The following is a 16878-nucleotide window of genomic DNA, read 5'->3' on the forward strand; positions in this document are numbered from 1 at the left end:
GGCAGATTGAGCGAGCATGGCACAGGATACGATCCAGGTCGGGAACGCGCCTTTGACGAGGGAAGAGCTCGAGCGAGAGTGGCCGGAGGTGCGGCTGCGGTTGGAGCAACTGGCCTCGCGCTGCGCGGTGCTCGAGGAGGAGGTCAAATCGCTGCGCCGGCTGCTGGAACGGGTGATTGAACACCGGCAGAAATCGCACGGGGAACTCGTGCTCCTGCTGACGGGCCTGGTGAGCAAGTTGCCCATTCAGGACGTCGGCGTGTTTGTCTCCCGACTCGTTGAACACAACACGCATGTCAGCGACATCCTGACCGCGTTGGGGAAGGGGCAGACCGACGCGGAGTTGTTGCGGCCGCCGCTGCTGGAAGCCCTGGAGGGCACGAAGAATCGGCTGCGGGAGGCGGCGCGGGAGGCGGTCAAGGAGCTGATGCGCCTGGAAACGCCCCTGGAAGTGGAGATGCTGCAGTCCCTCATCGAGGAGCCGGAACGGTTTTTCACCCCTCCGGTGGTGCGCGCCACGCGTTGCTTCGTCAAGGGACAGGTGCCCCGCGAGCGGATTGTCCGGCAGTTCGGCGAAGCAGCGTTGTTCTGTTTCCAGGACATGACGACCGATCCCAAGCTGAACCCGCGGCCCAAGCCGGAGGAGATCGCCCTGGCCTTCCGGCCGGATGCGGAGCAGTTGCTGCAGCAGGACAATCCCTTGAGCCCGCAACAACGCGCCGAGCTGCTGGAGTTGCAGCGACGAATTCAGCAGAGCCGGGGCAACAGCGCGGAGGCACTGGCCCAGCGCGAGGCGTTCACCCGGCTCTCCTTCATCCTGGATCTCCTCCATTTTTACGAGCACCAGTCCACCGAGCCGGTGGACGTGGTGTTCGCCCAGCGCCTGCCGGCGTTGGTGGAGCAACTGGCTTTCAACCGGCCCGGCGCCGAACTGGAAGAAGGGTTGGTGGCCAAAATCGAGGAGCTGCTCGGGATGGTGCTGAGTCCGGAACACCGCCTGATGATCATCAACAACGTGGGCAAGGCCGGGGGCCCGGCCCGCACTCTCAAATTCATCCTGCGTTTGCGTGCTCCGGAAACGACGGATTTGGACGTGATCATTCTGGACTTCATTCGCCACCTGTGTCCCTCCGGCGCAGGGGCCCCGCCCAGGGCCGCCCAGTGGGTTCCGTTGTTGCGCCTGTTGCCGCCGGAGCGGCAAAAGATGGTCGTCCGGGCTCTGATGGGGACCGACCGCCTTCCCAAGGAAAAGGCCCGCGCGCTGGCTCTGGAACTGGCCGCGGCGCTGGGACTGCCCCCGCTCGAGGTGCAAACGCCGCCCGCGGCTTTGCCTCCCGAACTGGAACGGGAACGGGCCTGGGAGCGGATTCAAGAGCAGTTGCAACATCACGCCGACCCGCGCGCCGTGGCCGAGGCGATTCGCGAGCGCCTGCATGCCCATTACAATGCGGATGAACTGCGCCAGAGCTGGCTGGCCCTGAGCACGGCCGACCCGATGACGCTGATCCGCGTTTGCTCGGCCCTGCCCTATACGAAAGACGGCAGGACCGATCCCATCGCCCATCCGGTCCTGCAAAGCTACATCAGCCGCCTGATGCACGACAAATACGCCGCGGTGTACCAGCGCGTGGTCAACAGCCTGCGCCAGATTCACAAGGTCCGGCCGGACAGTCCCACCTTGCAGAATTTTCTGGCGGTGGTGCGCTGGGTCGATCCGGCCGCCGCGGCGCGGCTGACGGCCGACGTTGGCCTGGAGAGCCAGCCGGTGCGGGCCTGAGCCCCGCGGTTCCCGGCCCGCCGGCCCGGCATGACGAGCGGGGGGGAGACGGCCACGCTTGCGTCCCCGGGCCCACGGGGGTCGGGGCCCCGCAGAACGTTTCGCCGGCGAAGGACGTTCAGTCCTCGCCCTGGGCCATGGTGAACCCGAGGCTGCCGTCGAATTCCTGCAGCTTCTCCACGTGCATCCAGCGATGTTCGGCCGCCACGCGCTGAAGCAGGGCGAACAAGGCCGCGTCGGTCACTTCCCCGGCGCCGTCCCGGAGCACGAACCGGCACCGCCAGTGATCCACACAGTCGGTGATGGCGCCGGTGGGCGGGAACACCTTGGTGCCGCGATTGGAGATCATTTTCAGCTTGAGCGGCGAGTCGGCCGCCAGCCGTTCCAGACTCTGGCCCAATGCCTCGGCCGACAGGGGCGACTCGACGAAGATATCGGCACCGATCACCCGCCGCTTCTGGGGTCGGACAAAGTCCGGCCGGGCGTCCACCTGGGGCAGTCGGAGGGGCTTGTAGTCGCGGACGCGGCAGCGTTCCGAGCGCCGACCCAGATTGGCAATCACCGCATCCGTGAAGGCCGTGGTCGAGGCACCCTTGTCATAGCCCACCACGTCGCCGGTGCGGACCTTGCCCTCCTCCAGGGTGACCAGGAGGGCGTGTTCGATCTTGGCGGCGACTTCGAATTCCCCCAGGTGCCGCAGCATCAGGACCGCCGAAAGGATCACCGCGGTGGGGTTGATGACGTTCTTGCCCGCATACTTCGGGGCGGAACCGTGCACGGCCTCAAAGATGGCGACGTCGTTGCCGATGTTGGCCGAGGGAGCAAAGCCCAGCCCGCCGATCAAGGCCGAGGTCAGGTCGCTGATGATGTCGCCGTTCATGTTGGTGGTGACGATGACGTCGAACTGCTCCGGCCGTTTGACAAGCTGGTGGGCGCAATTGTCGATGATGATGTGCTGGGCTTCGATGTCCGGGTATTCGGGGCTGATGCGCTCGAAGGTCCGTTTGAGCATGCCCTCGGTCAGCTTCATGATGTTGGACTTGGTGGCGCAATGAACGCGTTTGCGTCCCTCCGCGCGGGCCAGCTCGAAGGCGAGGCGTACGATTTTTTCACAGCCCTTGGCCGAGATCAGCTTCAGACACTGCGCCACGCCCGGCGTTTGCATGTGCTCGATGCCGGCATAGAGGTCCTCAACGTTTTCCCGGACCACCACCAGGTCAATGCCGCGGCCACTGTACGGGGTCGGGACGCCCGGCAGCTCGCGCACGGGCCGGATGTTCCCGTACGTCTCGAAGAGCTTGCGCAGCGTGACGTTGGCGCTCTTTTCGCCGAAACCGACGGGCGTTTCCAAGGGACCCTTCAGGACCACCCGGGTGCGCCGGATGGACTCGATGGTTTCGTGGGGGACCCCGGAGGCGATGCCCTTGCGGAACACGCTGGCACCGGCCTCGCATTCTTCCCACGCGATCGGCGCACCGGCCGCTTCAAGAATGCGTTGTGCCGCTCGCACACACTCCGGCCCGATGCCGTCGCCGGGGATCACTGTGACGGTTCGCTTGTTGGATGCAGTGAACGTGCTCATGCCTCTGTCAGGATGGTTGATTCCGATGGAATTGTGGCTGCCCGGTTCTGCCCCGCCGGTTCCTCCCGTGCCATCCGGGCTTCACGTACCCCGGGCACGCTGACACAGTTGGCGGTAGGTTGCCAGAGCCAGCAGCGGCCAGGCGTTCCGGTAGCTGTCGTATTTCAAATAGAAGACCTTCGGGAAGCCCGTACCGGTGGTTTCCTCCTCCGTCCAAGTGCCATCCGGATTCTGAGTGCGCAGCAGGTATTCAACGCCCGCTCGCAGGGAGGGTCGATGGGGATCGCCGAAGGCACACAACCCCATCACCGCCCAGGCGGTCTGGGAGGCGGTGCTGGGGCCCTGGCCCTTGAAGACAGGGTCGTCGTAGGTGTTGCAGCGTTCGCCCCAGCCGCCGTCCTCGTGTTGCACACTTTCCAACCAATCGCGAGCGCGCAACAGCCACGGCTGGTGCATGTCCATGCCGAGGGCATGCAAGCCGCGCAACACCTGCCAGGTGCCGTAGATGTAATTGACTCCCCAGCGGCCGTACCATGACCCGTCGGCTTCCTGCTGGGAGCGCAGATAGGCGATGGCCCGCCGGACCTGCGGATGATCGAGGGGGAATCCCTCCCTGCCGAGCAATTCCAAAATGCGCGCCGTGATGTCCGCGCACTCCGGGTCCAACATCGCGTTGTGATCGGCGAAGGGCACCTTCTCGAGGATGTTGTTGGTGCAGTCCTTGTCGAAGGCGGCCCAGCCGCCGTCCCGGCACTGGAACGTGAGCATCCAGTTCAGCCCGCGTCGGAATGCGGCATCCCGTCGGGCGGGATCCTCTGTGGGGACCAGGCGCAGGGCCAGCAGGACCATGGCGGTGTCATCCACGTCCGGGTTCCATTTGTTGTTGAACTCGAAGGCCCAGCCGCTGGGCTCCACCGGTGCGGGGTTTTTGTACTGCCAGTCCCCGCGGAAGCGGATTTCCCGGTCCAGCAGCCAGTTGGCCGCGCGCACGACGGCAGGGTGATCGGCCGGCAGACCGGATTCGCGCAGTGCGATCGTGACGATGGCCGTGTCCCACACGGGGGAGAAACAGGGTTCGATGCGGATGGAATCGGCGGTCTCGTGCTCGAGCTCCTTCAGCTTCTGGCGGGCACGGATGACCTCCGGATGGTCGTCGGGGTAACCGAGTGCCTTGAGGGCGATGAGCGAGTTGAGCATGGCCGGGAAGATCGCTCCCAGACCGTCCGAGCCTTCAAAACGCTCCAACATCCACTGCTCGGCCTTGCGCAGGGCGCGGCGGCGGAAGGGATGAATGCCCGCCCGTGCCCAGAGCTCGGCGAATTTGTGCAGTTTGTCCAGGCAGAGGAAAAAGTTGCGCCAGGTGAACCAGTCGGGATCCCGGGGCAGGCGCAGGTCGCGTTCGTGGAAGCCCTCGGGATACAGTTCATCCAGATCCACCCCACAGGGTCGGGTGGGCCGAAAATGGTTGATGATCGCCAGGGGCACGAGCATGGCGCGGGTCCAATTGCTCATGTCCCAGAAGTTGACGCGGAACCATTTGCCCAGGAGAAGCACCTCGCAGGGGATGGTGGGCACGTATTTCCAAGGGTACAGTCCCAGCAGCGCCAGATAGAGTTTGGAGAAGGTGTTCAAGCGGGGCACCCCCCCGAGGGACCGGGCCACCTCGCGTGCGCGCAACATGCGCGGGTGGGTGGGAGAAACGCCGGCCAGCTTCAGGGCCAGATACGCCTTGATCGTGGCGTTCACCTCCGCCGGGCCGCCGTGGTAAATGTTCCAGCCTCCGTCGGGCAGTTGCTTGTCGAAAATGTGACGGACCGCCTTGCGTTGCCAGGCCGGATCCACGCTGCGGTCCCAATGGTGAAACGCGACCATGTCCGCCACGAGCGTGACGTCCACGATCAACTCGCCGATCCAATACCCTTCCGGCTTTTGCTGGCCGAGCCAGAACTCCTGGGAACGCCGGATGGCCTCGTCGATCCGAGCCGACCACGTGTCTCCCGGAGCGGATGCCCCGGGCCGAACGGAAGACACCGGGACCGCGTTCATGGAACGTTGTGTCATCGCGCCACAGCATGCAGGGCGGCCGGGGCGCTGTAAAGCCTTCAAACCCGCCGGGGGCACCCCTCCTTACGGGGCGCATTTCAGGTTTATGCACGGCTTGGAAGCCTCGGCGGAATTCCGCGCGTCCCCGGCAGGGGAAGGCTGGGGGAAACGGGCGTTTCCCCGGGATTCGTGGATCCGGGCTCAAACACCAAAGTCCGCTCCTGCCTCGGGACCGCCATGGTGCAACGGGTCTTGCCGCGGCAAACTCGCAGGCGCGGCTGTCGGAAACGGCAACGCGGAGCCGAAGCGGCTGGTGGGGCATCCCGATCGGGCGGGGATGTTACTGCTGCCACGGCGCCAGCTGTTCCAACCCCCAAATGGCTTCCACCGGTTGGCGTTTGCGGACCAGGGCGGCACGAGAGCCAGACACCAGTACCTCGGCCGCCAGAGGCCGGGTGTTGTAGTTGGAGGCCATGACCGATCCGTAGGCCCCCGCGCTGAGGATGGCCAGCAAATCTCCTTGCCGCACGCGCGGCAGCGCACGGTCCTTGCAAAAATAGTCGCCCGACTCGCACACGCCGCCCACCACGTCGCAGACCACCGCCGGGGTCTTGCGGCGCCGGAGGGGCACGATTTCATGGTAGGCATCGTAAAACGCGGGTCGAATCAGCTCCGTCATGGCGGCGTCGACGATCACGAACGTTTTGGAACCGGTTTGTTTGATGTATTCGACCCGCGTGACCAGGACGCCAGCGTTGCCGGTCAAGAATCGGCCCGGCTCCAGAAGAATCCGCAGGCCCAGCGGTTCCAGCAGGGGCACGAGCCGCCGGGCGTACACTTCGGGGGTGAGCATGCGACGTCCCTGGGGCGACTGCCACCAGGCAGGGTCACCGCTGGCCAGCGCCTGTTCATAGACGATTCCCAGGCCGCCCCCGATGCTGAAGAACTCGATGCCGTAACGGTCTTTGAGACGATGCGCCAGCGGGGCAACCTTGCGCACGGCTTGTTCGAAGGGGTCGACCCGCACCAGTTGCGAGCCGATGTGCATTTGCAGCCCCCGCAACCAGAGATGTCGACGGCGGGCGGCCCGGGCGTACACGCCCTCGACCTGTTCGAAGGCGATTCCAAACTTGTTCTGGTACGTGCCCGTGGTGATCTTGGCGTGGGTGCGGGCGGCCACGTCCGGGTTCACGCGCACGGCCACCGGGGCCACGGTGCCCAGGTCGGCGGCCACCCGGTCGATCCGTTCCAGCTCGGGGACGCTCTCAACGTTGAAACAATAGATACCGGCCCGGAGTGCCTGAGCGATTTCTTTCTCGGTCTTGGCCACGCCGGCGAAAATGCAACGCTCGGCCTTCCCGCCGGCGGCCAGAACCCGCTGCAATTCCCCCCCGCTGACGACATCGAATCCGCCGCCCAGGTCGGCCATGACGCGCAACACCGCCAGGTTCGAGTTGGCCTTGACTGCGTAACAGGGCAGGTGTCGGAGCGGCGCCATGGCCTCGTCCAGCCGGCGGAAGTTCTGCTCCAGCGTGCGTTGGGAATAGACATAGAGCGGCGTGCCATACCGCCGGGCCAGGTGGACCAGCGACACGTCTTCGCAAAACAGCTCGTTGCCTCGGTAACGGAAAAAGTGCATGGATCGTGGGTTGGAGGAGGTTTCCTGGACCGCAGCAGCAGACGTCGCGTCCCGGGGCAGGGAAGTTTACCTGTGCCGGGTCGCCCTCACCGTTGCCGGAGGATCCGGGCCCGCTCCCGGTGGTATTCTTGTGGCGTGATCTGGTCGGCCTTGTACCGTTCGAGAAGCTCAGCCAGGCGGGCTTGTTGCTCGGCGGTCAGCGGCGATTCCACCGGAGGCAGAGGGGCCGGGGAGCCGGAAGGGGCAGTTGCGGGTTGTGGCTGCGCCGGGGCCGCTGCCGAGGGGACGCGCGATTCCGGGGGCGCTTGTCCTTCGTCCGGCTTCGACCGGGCCGTAGAGAGTTCCGTTCGAGTTGCGGGAGCCGCGCTCGCGTCCAGTGTGCGCCGGGCGCGCTCGGTGCCAAAGGGATGATGGGGTGCGTACAAGGGCCGTCGGGCGACGGACGCGCCCGCAGAGGAGGTTTCCGCGGCGGGCGTTCGCCCTGGCGCCAGCCCAATGCCTGCCACCCAGCCGAGCACCACCAACCAATGGACTCTCATGAGCCCAGTTACTAGGCCAAAGAGTTCGCCCGCGCAACCGATTTTCCGCCGCTGTTCGAGCAACCGAGGTTCCTCGGAGCCCGCCCCGACACCGGCCCGGGCGCGGGTTCTCACACCGGAGGCCAGGGGACTTTTCCCGGGCGGGTCGGTCTGAGCTCAAGGAGGAAGGAATCCGACCGGGCGGGACAAACGACGACCGGCCTTGGCGGGCTTGCGGGAGGATCGGGCAACCCCCCAACGGGATGGGCGCCTCGACCTAGTCGTTCGGAACCACCGTCCAATAGCCGCGCGGGTCGTTCATGGAACCACGGCCGATCGTGCGTTCCACCTTCAGTAATTCGCTGTGCCCATCGTGCAGCAGATAGTTGAACCGCCCGTTGTGGAGGAAATAGACCGGTCCTCCGTAACCGTCGAGTTGCACGACCGGGCTGGGCACCGCCGCCGGCCAACAGTTGCCGGCGATGTTGTTGGTCTTCGGGTTTTCGGCGATGAGAAACGTGGTGGCCGGCTGCAAAACCACGCTGCTTTTATAGCCGGGCTGATCCCAGTTGGGCAGGCCCGAGACGCCCCGCCACCAGTAATAGACCCCCACGCCCCGTGACGTGGGAGGCAACGGGTCCCCGAACCGGTTGACCGACAGGGACGCCTCAATCATCGAGTAGGTGCGCCGCTGGCCGTACTGGGCCCAGACCACGGTGTTCGGCACGCGGTCGGCGGGACACTTCAACAACTTCGGCACGTAGATGCTGTCCATGATGGCCAGGTCGAGTTCCCGCTGAGGCGCCGTGCCCCCCAGACTGCGATGCAGCAGGTCGTCCCAGGACATTTGGTACATGTAGTCGCCGGTGTAGATGGCGGCGTACGGGTACATGTCGCTGTTCTCGTTCACGTGCATGGCCATGGCGACGCCGATCTGCTTCATGTTGGCCATGCACTGGGTGGTGTGGGCCTTGGCCTTGGCCCTGGACAAAGCGGGCAAAAGCAGCCCTGCCAGGATGGCGATGATGGCGATGACAACCAGCAGTTCGATCAGCGTAAACCCCGGAGGGCCCCAGGCCCGGAGCGATTTGAGCGGGGCCGTTCGGGGAGAGGGCCGAAGAGGGAGACTCCAGCGATGGGGGATGGTCATGGTCCGCGCCAGATTATTGCTTGACCAAAAGCACTTCCAAGCGGGTCGGGTCGATGACGTAGCGCATGCCGGGCGGCGGGGGTGGCAGGACTTTCAGGTATCCCGCGGCGACCACTTCGTTGAGGTTCGAAGGGACGCGCCGCTTTTCAGCGCCGTAACGGCGCACGGCCTGGGTTAGCGCGTCCAAATCCACTGCGGGCGAGCCCGGCACGGAGGGGGAAACGTTGCCCTGGGTCTGCGCCGGAGAGGACCGCCCGCCCCTGCCTTGCACGGGCGCGTTGCCGGGTGCCGGCATCGCCGCGGGGGATTGTTCCGCTGCCGGATGCTGCGGCGTCACGGACTCTGCCGCGCCCGGCGGAGGCGCGGCGGGCACGGTTTCGTCCGAACCGCGCTCCCGGCAGCTCGTCAGCAGGCTCATCGGAACCAGAAGCATCAGCGCTCCCCTCGTTGCGCGACGCGACCAGGGGCGGGACTTGAATCGGTTGCTGCCGGTCATAGGCCAAGGACCCTTCGCGCCGACCCACCGGGCCGGTGTACGCCGCAACCTACGCCACAAGCGGGGTCCGCGCATGTCATGAGAATTGGGGACAGAACGGGGCCCTGCCCCTGAAGGATTCCCCGCGAGCGGACACGCGTGGCGTTTCCGGGGCTTCTGAGTTTTTTGAGGCTACCCCAGTATTTGTCCGACCCCCTCCGTTACGCTGGAGCCGCCAATGATCGGAAAGAGGCAACGCATGAAGACGATGACAACGCAACTGGAGCTGCCCCTCGGACGTGAAGCGCGCCGGCGCCACACGCCGGCCGACCGGCGGCGGGCCCGTGCGGCGTGGTGGTTTGCCCAAATGCGACGGGTGGTGGACGCGGCGGGCGAGCCGGTGCGGGGTTGGTCCCTGTCGCCCGTGGTGGGCGCTCCCACCCCGAGCGGGGTTCCGCGCTGATTTCGGGAGCGGAGCGGACCCTCAGGGAGAACGGGCCCTGCCGGACGTTCCTTCGGAACGAACGGTGGGGCCCACGCCCGGGGAGAACACGGTGCAGCCGGTTCTGCGCCGCAGGCGTCGGACGGAGGCACGGGGAGGCCCCGCCCCTTGCGTCAGATCACAAAGTCCGTGTACTCGAGCCGCGCCGGTTCCGTGGGCGGACGGAGCATGCCGGCGGCGACGGTGGCGTTGGTCCCCGGTTCGATGAGGATGAAGGAGCCGGTGAGCCGGTTGCTGGCGTAACCGTCGTAGATCAGGGGCCTGGCCGTGTGGATCCGGACCTCGCCGATGTCGTTGAGCTGCAGCTCCGCCGGGCAGGGCTGGGGCTCGAACGAGGCGATGTCGAGTCGGTGTTCCAAACCGGTGACGACCGCCTGGACGGTTTGCGTGGTGTGTTTGAGCAGAAACTTGCGGCCGGCGGTCAGCGGGCGGGGATGCATCCAGCAGAGCCGCGCGACGACGTCCTGGCTCATGCCGGGCAGCGCATCGACTCCCACGATCATGTCCCCCCGGCTGATGTCGAGGTCATGTTCCAGGACCAGCGTGATGCTCTGCGGGCAAAAGGCCTCGGGTTCGATCCCGGCCGGGGTCCAGATTTCGCGCACATGGGTTTTCCATCCCGAAGGCAGCACCAACACGGGCTGGCCGACGCGGACGATGCCGCCGGCCAGTTGGCCGCTGAACCCGCGAAAATCGTGCAGGCGCGGGTCGGTCGGACGATGGGGCCGGTTGACCCATTGCACCGGGAAGCGCAGTGCCGCGAGGTTCCAGTCGCTGGCGATGTGAACGGTTTCCAGGTGCCGGAGCAGCGTGGGGCCCTCGTACCAGGGCATGTGGGGCGAGGGGTCGACGACGTTGTCACCGTGGAGGGCGCTGATGGGGATGAACTTGACGTCACGAAACGCATCCAGCTTGGGCAGGAAGGCTTCGATGTCGGCCCGGATTTGCAGGAAACGCTCCTCGCTCCAATCCACCAGGTCCATTTTGTTGACGGCGAAGACAATATGCGGGATGCCGAGCAGGGCGGCGATGCAGCTGTGGCGACGGGTTTGCTCGGTGACCCCCTGCCGGGCATCCACCAGGACGATGGACAGGTTGGCGGTGGAAGCGCCGGTGACCATGTTGCGGGTGTACTGCACGTGACCCGGGGTGTCGGCGACGATGAACCGGCGGCGCGGGGTGGCGAAGTACCGGTAGGCCACGTCGATGGTGATGCCCTGTTCGCGCTCCGCCCGCAGCCCGTCCGTGACATTGGCCAGGTTGATCTGCCCGCCTCCGGTCAGATCGGCCGATCGTTCCAGGGCGTCGAGCTGGTCTTCCATCAGGTTTTTGGAATCGTACAGGAGCCGACCAATGAGCGTGGACTTTCCGTCGTCCACGCTGCCGCAGGTGTTGAAGCGCAGGATTTCAATGCTGGGGGGCGTGATCATGGCGCAACTCGAATCCGGTCTCAGAAATACCCAAGCTTCTTGCGGTCTTCCATGGCGGCCTCGCTGCTCTTGTCATCGGCCCGCGAGCCGCGCTCGGTCACGCGGGCCGCGGCGATCTCGGCGATGATATCGTCCACGCTGTCGGCGGGACTCTCGATCATGCCGGTGCTGATGATGTCGCCGATGGTGCGCACGCGCACCCGCAGTTCCCGGACTTCCTCGCCCGGCCGGGGCGGCAACAGATCCGTGACCGGCATCCACTGGCCCTGGCGACGAACGCAGAGCCGCTGGTGACTGAAGTAGATGCTCGGCACCTCCAGCTTTTCGCGGCGGATGTATTCCCAAACGTCCAGTTCGGTCCAGTTGGACAGGGGAAACACCCGCATGTGTTCGCCGGGGTTGACCCGCGTGTTGTAGAGGTTCCAGACCTCCGGCCGCTGGTTGCGGGGATCCCACTGGCCAAAGCTGTCGCGAAAGCTGAAGAACCGCTCCTTGGCCCGGGCCTTTTCCTCATCCCGTCGGGCTCCGCCCACACAGGCATCGAACCGGAACTCCTCGATGGCCGCCAGCAGGGTGGGGATTTGCAGACGGTTGCGACTGATCTCGCCCGGCGTGGGCACGGCGATGCCGCGGGCGATGGCGTCTTCAACGGTACGGACAATGAGGCGGGCCCCCAGCTCCCGCGCGCGGCGGTCGCGGAACTCGTTGAGCTCCGGGAAATGATGGCCGGTGTCGATGTTCAACAGCGGCATCGGGATGGGAGAGGGGCGAAAGGCTTTTTCGGCCAGGCGGAGCAGGCAGATCGAATCCTTGCCGCCGGAGAAGAGAATGCAGGACCGCTCGAACTCGGCGGCCACTTCGCGCAGCACGTGAATGGCCTCGCTTTCGAGATACTGTAAATGATCCAGGTGATAAGTCACGCTCATGGTCGATCAGCACCGCGGACCCGGCGGAGGGAAATGGACGGCCTCACGCGGAGGCGGCCGGCGCCCGCCAGGGGGCGTGCAAGCCGCACTCGCGTTTCTCATCGGCCTTGGCCGGGTCGTGGTAATCCCACTCGTTGGGAAGCTGATGGGCCTGGAGATAGGCTTCCATGTCGGCGTCGGTCCAGTAAAAGACCGGGCTGACTTTCAAGGTCTGAAATTGTTCGTCCCAGGTGACGATGTCGAGGGTGGCGCGATGCGGGTTCTGGACTTTGCGCAGGGCCGTGAGCCAGACGCGCGGGGCCAGCTCGCGCATGGCGCGTTGGAAGGGCTCCAATTTCATCAGGGCACTGAAGCGGCGCAGGCCCTCTTCATCCTCGGGACCGGGAATGGGACCGTACACGGCGTCCCGATGGGCCGCCGAGATGCGCGGCAGGTAGATCTTCAAATTGAGGTTGAGCAGGCGCCGCAGGGTCTCGGCATGCCGGTAGGTGGCCGGGCGGTTGTACCCGTGATCCACCCACACGACCGGGATGTCAGGCTGGGCCTGGACACACATGTGGAGGAGCACGGCCTCGTACGGACGGAAATTGGTGGAAACCACGGCGCGACCCTCCGCCTGGTCCAGGGCCCACCGGACAATCTCCGGAGCGGGCCGGTGACGGAGTTCTGCATTCCAACGTTTCAAAAGGTCGGGATTCATGCCACCAGGGCGGGTTCGGTCAGCTGGGGCCAGAGCTCGCGCACGGCCCAATCCCCGAACCGTTCGCCGGGGAGACGTTCCCGGGCGTAACGCTCGAGCAGGGCGCGCAGCTCCGCTTCCAGTTCGGTGTCTTTGACGGTGTCCTTCCAAAGCCGGTTCAGCCGTGTGCCGGCGACGTCGCCGCCGACCCACAACTGGTATCGACCCGGGGCCTTGCCCACCAGGCCGATCTCGGCCATGTAGGGTCGGGCGCAGCCGTTGGGGCATCCGGTCATGCGCACGATGATCTCCTGATCCTGCAGGCCGAGCTCGGCGACAATGGCCTCCAGGCGGTCGAGCACCGTGGGGAGCAACCGCTCGGATTCGGCCAAGGCAAGCCCGCAGGTGGGCAGGGCGGGGCAGGAGAGCGCGGCCGCCCGGATCACGGTGGTCTGGCGATCGGTGCGCACACCGTGCTCGCGCAGCAGTGCGTCGAGCTCGGAACGCGCCGACTCGGGGACATTGGCCAGGATGACGTTCTGATTCGGCGTGAGACGAAACTCGAGGTCGGGCCAGCGCTCTGCCACTTGGCGCAACGCAGTCTTGAGTCGCAGCCCGGGCGTGTCCTTCACGCGGCCGGATTCCACGTACACGGTGAAGAACCACCGACCGTCCACCTGCCGGTGCCACCCCAGCAGATCGCCCGTGGTGGTGAAATGGAACGGTCGGGGCGGCTCGAGGGGGAAGCCCGCACGTTTTTCGACCTCGGCCCGGGTCCAGTCCACGCCGCGCTCGGCCACCACGTACTTCAGCCGTGCATGTTTGCGATTGGTGCGGTCGCCGTAGTCCCGGTGGATCGTCAGCACTGCCTTGGCGACTTCGACGACTTTTTCCCGGGGCAGGAATCCCAGGACATCGGCCAGGCGCGGATAGGTTTGGGCATTGCCGTGACTTCGGCCCATGCCGCCCCCGACGGCGAGGTTGTATCCGACCAGCCGGTCGTTCTCCACGATGGCGATAAAGCCCAGGTCGTTGGTCAGGATGTCGATGTCGTTGATCGGCGGGATGACGAAGCCGGTCTTGAACTTGCGGGGCAGATAGCCGGGGCCGTAGAGCGGGTCCACGAAATCGCGGTTCCCGGGCTGATCGAGCTTCAACTCCACGCCCTCCACCCAGATCGTGTGATAGGCCGGGGTGCGGGGTTTGAGGGCCTCGGCGACCCGCTGGCAATCGGCCAGCACCTCCGCCCGCGCCGGGGTGTAGGCCGGCGTCGGCGGCGCCATCACATTGCGGTTTACGTCGCCGCAGGCCGCCAGAGTGGACAGCAGGCAGTCGTTGATGCCCTTGACCAGGGGACGCAGTCCCGCTTTCACCACGCCGTGAAACTGAATGCTCTGCCGGGTGGTGATCCGCAGCGTGTTGTTACCGTAGCGAGCCGACAACTCATCGAAGGCCAGCCATTGGCGGGCGGTCATGACCCCGCCCGGGATCCGACCGCGCACCATGAAGATGTATTTCTTGCCGGTTTTGCGCAGGTCGCGATCGTCCTGTTGGTAAATGCCGTGGAATTTGAGGAACTCATAGTCGTCATGACTGAAGTGGTCCTGCGCCGGGTCTGCCAGCGTGGGGGCGATGGTGCCGGCCAGGGTGGGGCAACCCGACTTGAGTTCCTCATTGTGGGTGAGAGGGGCGGAAGGGTTCGGTGCGCTCATGACCAGTGGGAGATTACGCTTGGACCTGACGGCGGGCCTCATCCGCAAGCGGCGTGCTCAGGTACCGCTCGCCCGTGCTGGGGGCCACCGTCACGATCAGTTTTCCTTTGTTCTCCGGGCGTTTGGCCACCTGCAGGGCCGCCCAAACGTTGGCCCCGCTGGAAATGCCGGCCAAAATGCCCTCCTCCAGGGCCAGCCGACGCGCCATGGCAAAGGCGTCTTCGTTGCTGACCGTGATGACCTCGTCGAGGATTTGCAGGTTCAACACCTTGGGTACGAAACCGGCCCCGGTCCCCTGGATCTTGTGCGGGCCCGGTTTGATGGGCTCACCCCGCAACGTTTGCGTGATCACAGGAGAATCCTTGGGTTCGACCGCAATCACCTTGAAATCTTTCTTCCGCGACTTGATGACCTCGCCGACGCCGGTAATGGTCCCGCCGGTGCCCACCGCGGCCACGAAGATGTCGATCTTCCCGTTCGTGTCGGCCCAAATCTCTTCTGCGGTGGTCCGGCGGTGGATCTCGGGGTTGGCCGGGTTTTCGAACTGCTGGGGGATCCACGAGGGTTGGATGTCGCGATGCAATTCTTCCGCCTTGCGAATGGCGCCGCGCATGCCTTCGGGTCCCGGGGTGAGCACCAGCCGGGCGCCCAGCATGGCCAGCAGGGTGCGTCGCTCCAGGCTCATCGTTTCGGGCATGGTCAGGATGAGCTTGTAACCGCGCGCCGCCGCCACGAAGGCCAGGGCAATCCCCGTATTGCCCGAAGTGGGCTCGATGATGGTGGTGTCCGGCGTGAGAATCCCGTCCCGCTCGGCCGCGGCAATCATCGAGTACCCGATGCGGTCCTTGACGCTGCTGAGCGGGTTGAAAAACTCGCACTTGACCGCGATGGTGGCGTCCAACCCGGCCGTGATGCGGTTGAGTTTCACCAGCGGGGTGCGCCCCACGGTTCCGACGATGTCCGGATACATCGGCATGGCTGTTGTCTCCTGTGTTCCCTGTGGTTTCCCTGCGACTAAATGCTGTAATCCTCCTGAGCTTTCACCCGGCCCAGGGGAATCCGATTCCAAACCCGCTCATGCAAATAGTAAAGGAGGATTTTGGTACCCAGCTCGATCACTCCAATGGAGACAGCGGCCTTCAGTTTTCCCGTCACCAGGAACGAGATGAAAATCGTGTCCAGCGTGCCGGTGATGCGCCAGGAAATTGCCTTGATCAGGCTGCGATACGGTTTTTCGGTAACTGCGTTGGCCATGAAGTTTCACAGCAAGGGGCACGCGGTTCATGCGTCGGTTCGTTGAAGCTTCCCTCCGGGCGCGGGCCCCCCGGCGGACCGCCCCAAGCCCGCCGGGAGAAAGGAAGCGGATGCCCGCACGGGCATCGCGTGGCCCGACCGCCGGCCACTGGAGGTGTACGAACTCATTTTCCGGACAGGCGTGTGGCTCGTCTTGCGATGGGCGACCCGGTCAAGGAGCCGAACGCCACGGGCCTCGGCGTTGTCCGGTTCAGATCGTGGCGGCTGGATCGATCGCCAAGAGGCGCGGATGGTGCGCACCGCTTGGCAGCTTGGTGATAAGCGGGTGGCCAGAACTGGCGGGCTGCAACGGCATGGGCGTTGCCCGACGCTCCGACGGCGGCCCGTCGCGGCCGGCCGAATTGCCCGTTTGGTTGGGATCAGTGTCATCTTTCTCGGCTGTCCGCACATCATCCGAGACAGAGCATAGTGAAAAACACAACAATGTCAATAGAGATTGTGCATTTTACTGAAAAAGCCTGTTCTTGAGCGCAAGTCATTGCATGCCAAATGGATGTGCGTCAGTCGGTTTGGGCGCCCGGTTTCGAACGACCCAATTCCTCCTGCCGAACCTCGCCTTTTCGCCACGAACCGACGCGCGCCCGTGGTTTCCTCAGGGTCGGAAGTGCATCGTCAATCGTGCCTTGTTCGAGAGTCCAAGTGTCGGTGCCTCGACTGCGGGATGTGTGCGCTTTGCATGGGCTCCCGGCCCAAACCCGTGGGCGCGACCCGGAGGCAGCCCGCCCATTGTTGCCCAATTCGGCCAGCACTTCTGGTTGAGCCGGGACGGCCAAACGCATCCGCAAACCGGAGATCGCCAGCCGGAGCAACCGCGGGCGCGGGCAGGAAGGGGACCGGGCCCGGGGGAGCCTGCAGATAATCCGACCGGAGGTCCGCAGTCCCGCCCGCCTGACTAGCCCGCGCGACTCCTCGGGGCAACCTCGCTCGAGGATCTCTCTGCGGACCCCTTGCGTCCGCTCGAGGTTTCCAGCGGCGGTACCACTTGGATGGGCCTTTGTCCCTGTCGATGACGGAATGCTCTGCGCCCTCTGGAACGTGTCCCGCAGGGCGCCCGCACCCGGGGTAAATGATTGTTGATGAAACTCGAAAGGGCCCACGGGGCGTCGAAGAGCCAAATTACGGCCCTTGTTG

At 65.3% G+C, this 16878-nt stretch carries 14 protein-coding genes; 2 read left to right on the forward strand and 12 right to left on the reverse strand.

Going from position 1 to position 16878, the window contains the following annotated elements:
• Positions 1-16 precede the first annotated feature (16 nt).
• Positions 17-1777, forward strand: a complete 1761-nt coding sequence (locus ACPDIT_RS08230; RefSeq protein WP_423442720.1) for a hypothetical protein — start codon at positions 17-19, stop codon at positions 1775-1777.
• Positions 1778-1895: 118 nt separating this feature from the next.
• Here the strand turns inward: ACPDIT_RS08230 and ACPDIT_RS08235 are convergent, their stop codons facing one another.
• The 6 genes from ACPDIT_RS08235 to ACPDIT_RS08260 form a co-directional block, all read right to left on the reverse strand.
• On the reverse strand, positions 1896-3359 hold the full coding sequence (locus ACPDIT_RS08235; RefSeq protein WP_423442721.1) for an NADP-dependent isocitrate dehydrogenase: 1464 nt from the start codon (positions 3357-3359) through the stop codon (positions 1896-1898).
• A gap of 81 nt (positions 3360-3440) precedes the next feature.
• On the reverse strand, positions 3441-5405 hold the full coding sequence (shc, locus tag ACPDIT_RS08240) for a squalene--hopene cyclase (RefSeq protein WP_423442722.1): 1965 nt from the start codon (positions 5403-5405) through the stop codon (positions 3441-3443).
• 337 nt (positions 5406-5742) lie between these two features.
• The gene (gene lysA / locus ACPDIT_RS08245) at positions 5743-7041 is read right to left on the reverse strand and encodes a diaminopimelate decarboxylase (protein WP_423442723.1); all 1299 of its coding nucleotides are present in this window, start codon (positions 7039-7041) and stop codon (positions 5743-5745) included.
• Between the two features lie 86 nt (positions 7042-7127).
• Positions 7128-7580, reverse strand: a complete 453-nt coding sequence (locus tag ACPDIT_RS08250) for a hypothetical protein (RefSeq protein ID WP_423442724.1) — start codon at positions 7578-7580, stop codon at positions 7128-7130.
• Between the two features lie 256 nt (positions 7581-7836).
• Positions 7837-8709, reverse strand: a complete 873-nt coding sequence (locus ACPDIT_RS08255) for a type II secretion system protein (protein WP_423442725.1) — start codon at positions 8707-8709, stop codon at positions 7837-7839.
• Between the two features lie 13 nt (positions 8710-8722).
• The gene (locus ACPDIT_RS08260) at positions 8723-9142 is read right to left on the reverse strand and encodes a hypothetical protein (protein ID WP_423442726.1); all 420 of its coding nucleotides are present in this window, start codon (positions 9140-9142) and stop codon (positions 8723-8725) included.
• Between the two features lie 301 nt (positions 9143-9443).
• Here ACPDIT_RS08260 and ACPDIT_RS08265 point away from each other — a divergent pair, with 301 nt between their 5' ends.
• Positions 9444-9647, forward strand: a complete 204-nt coding sequence (locus ACPDIT_RS08265; protein WP_423442727.1) for a hypothetical protein — start codon at positions 9444-9446, stop codon at positions 9645-9647.
• A gap of 152 nt (positions 9648-9799) precedes the next feature.
• Here ACPDIT_RS08265 and ACPDIT_RS08270 read toward each other — a convergent pair whose 3' ends face one another.
• The 6 genes from ACPDIT_RS08270 to ACPDIT_RS08295 are packed head-to-tail and all read right to left on the reverse strand — an operon-like array spanning position 9800 to position 15687.
• Complete coding sequence (locus ACPDIT_RS08270; RefSeq protein ID WP_423442728.1) at positions 9800-11116, reverse strand: sulfate adenylyltransferase subunit 1; 1317 nt, start codon at positions 11114-11116, stop codon at positions 9800-9802.
• A gap of 20 nt (positions 11117-11136) precedes the next feature.
• Positions 11137-12042 carry a sulfate adenylyltransferase subunit CysD gene (cysD, locus tag ACPDIT_RS08275; RefSeq protein ID WP_423442729.1) on the reverse strand — a complete coding sequence of 302 codons (906 nt, stop codon included), beginning with the start codon at positions 12040-12042 and terminating at the stop codon, positions 11137-11139.
• 43 nt (positions 12043-12085) lie between these two features.
• Positions 12086-12742 (reverse strand): phosphoadenosine phosphosulfate reductase family protein, encoded by a 657-nt coding sequence (locus ACPDIT_RS08280; protein ID WP_423442730.1) that lies wholly within the window; start codon positions 12740-12742, stop codon positions 12086-12088.
• Positions 12739-14433 (reverse strand): NADPH-dependent assimilatory sulfite reductase hemoprotein subunit, encoded by a 1695-nt coding sequence (locus tag ACPDIT_RS08285; RefSeq protein WP_423442731.1) that lies wholly within the window; start codon positions 14431-14433, stop codon positions 12739-12741. The genes ACPDIT_RS08280 and ACPDIT_RS08285 overlap by 4 nt, the downstream gene beginning before the upstream one ends.
• 13 nt (positions 14434-14446) lie before the next feature.
• The gene (gene cysK, locus ACPDIT_RS08290) at positions 14447-15409 is read right to left on the reverse strand and encodes a cysteine synthase A (RefSeq protein WP_423442732.1); all 963 of its coding nucleotides are present in this window, start codon (positions 15407-15409) and stop codon (positions 14447-14449) included.
• A 38-nt stretch (positions 15410-15447) separates the two neighbouring features.
• Complete coding sequence (locus tag ACPDIT_RS08295; protein ID WP_423442733.1) at positions 15448-15687, reverse strand: DUF2061 domain-containing protein; 240 nt, start codon at positions 15685-15687, stop codon at positions 15448-15450.
• Between the last annotated feature and the right edge of the window lie 1191 nt (positions 15688-16878).

This window comes from Limisphaera sp. VF-2 (genome assembly GCF_049537125.1).
Taxonomy (GTDB): domain Bacteria; phylum Verrucomicrobiota; class Verrucomicrobiia; order Limisphaerales; family Limisphaeraceae; genus Limisphaera.

Bases quoted from the DNA above. Each gene is read 5' to 3' on its own strand.
- ACPDIT_RS08230 (WP_423442720.1), top strand. From the start codon at position 17: ATGGCACAGGATACGATCCAGGTCGGGAACGCGCCTTTGACGAGGGAA.
- ACPDIT_RS08235 (WP_423442721.1), bottom strand. From the start codon at position 3,359: ATGAGCACGTTCACTGCATCCAACAAGCGAACCGTCACAGTGATCCCC.
- shc (WP_423442722.1), bottom strand. From the start codon at position 5,405: ATGAACGCGGTCCCGGTGTCTTCCGTTCGGCCCGGGGCATCCGCTCCG.
- lysA (WP_423442723.1), bottom strand. From the start codon at position 7,041: ATGCACTTTTTCCGTTACCGAGGCAACGAGCTGTTTTGCGAAGACGTG.
- ACPDIT_RS08250 (WP_423442724.1), bottom strand. From the start codon at position 7,580: ATGAGAGTCCATTGGTTGGTGGTGCTCGGCTGGGTGGCAGGCATTGGG.
- ACPDIT_RS08255 (WP_423442725.1), bottom strand. From the start codon at position 8,709: ATGACCATCCCCCATCGCTGGAGTCTCCCTCTTCGGCCCTCTCCCCGA.
- ACPDIT_RS08260 (WP_423442726.1), bottom strand. From the start codon at position 9,142: ATGCTTCTGGTTCCGATGAGCCTGCTGACGAGCTGCCGGGAGCGCGGT.
- ACPDIT_RS08265 (WP_423442727.1), top strand. From the start codon at position 9,444: ATGAAGACGATGACAACGCAACTGGAGCTGCCCCTCGGACGTGAAGCG.
- ACPDIT_RS08270 (WP_423442728.1), bottom strand. From the start codon at position 11,116: ATGATCACGCCCCCCAGCATTGAAATCCTGCGCTTCAACACCTGCGGC.
- cysD (WP_423442729.1), bottom strand. From the start codon at position 12,042: ATGAGCGTGACTTATCACCTGGATCATTTACAGTATCTCGAAAGCGAG.
- ACPDIT_RS08280 (WP_423442730.1), bottom strand. From the start codon at position 12,742: ATGAATCCCGACCTTTTGAAACGTTGGAATGCAGAACTCCGTCACCGG.
- ACPDIT_RS08285 (WP_423442731.1), bottom strand. From the start codon at position 14,433: ATGAGCGCACCGAACCCTTCCGCCCCTCTCACCCACAATGAGGAACTC.
- cysK (WP_423442732.1), bottom strand. From the start codon at position 15,409: ATGCCGATGTATCCGGACATCGTCGGAACCGTGGGGCGCACCCCGCTG.
- ACPDIT_RS08295 (WP_423442733.1), bottom strand. From the start codon at position 15,687: ATGGCCAACGCAGTTACCGAAAAACCGTATCGCAGCCTGATCAAGGCA.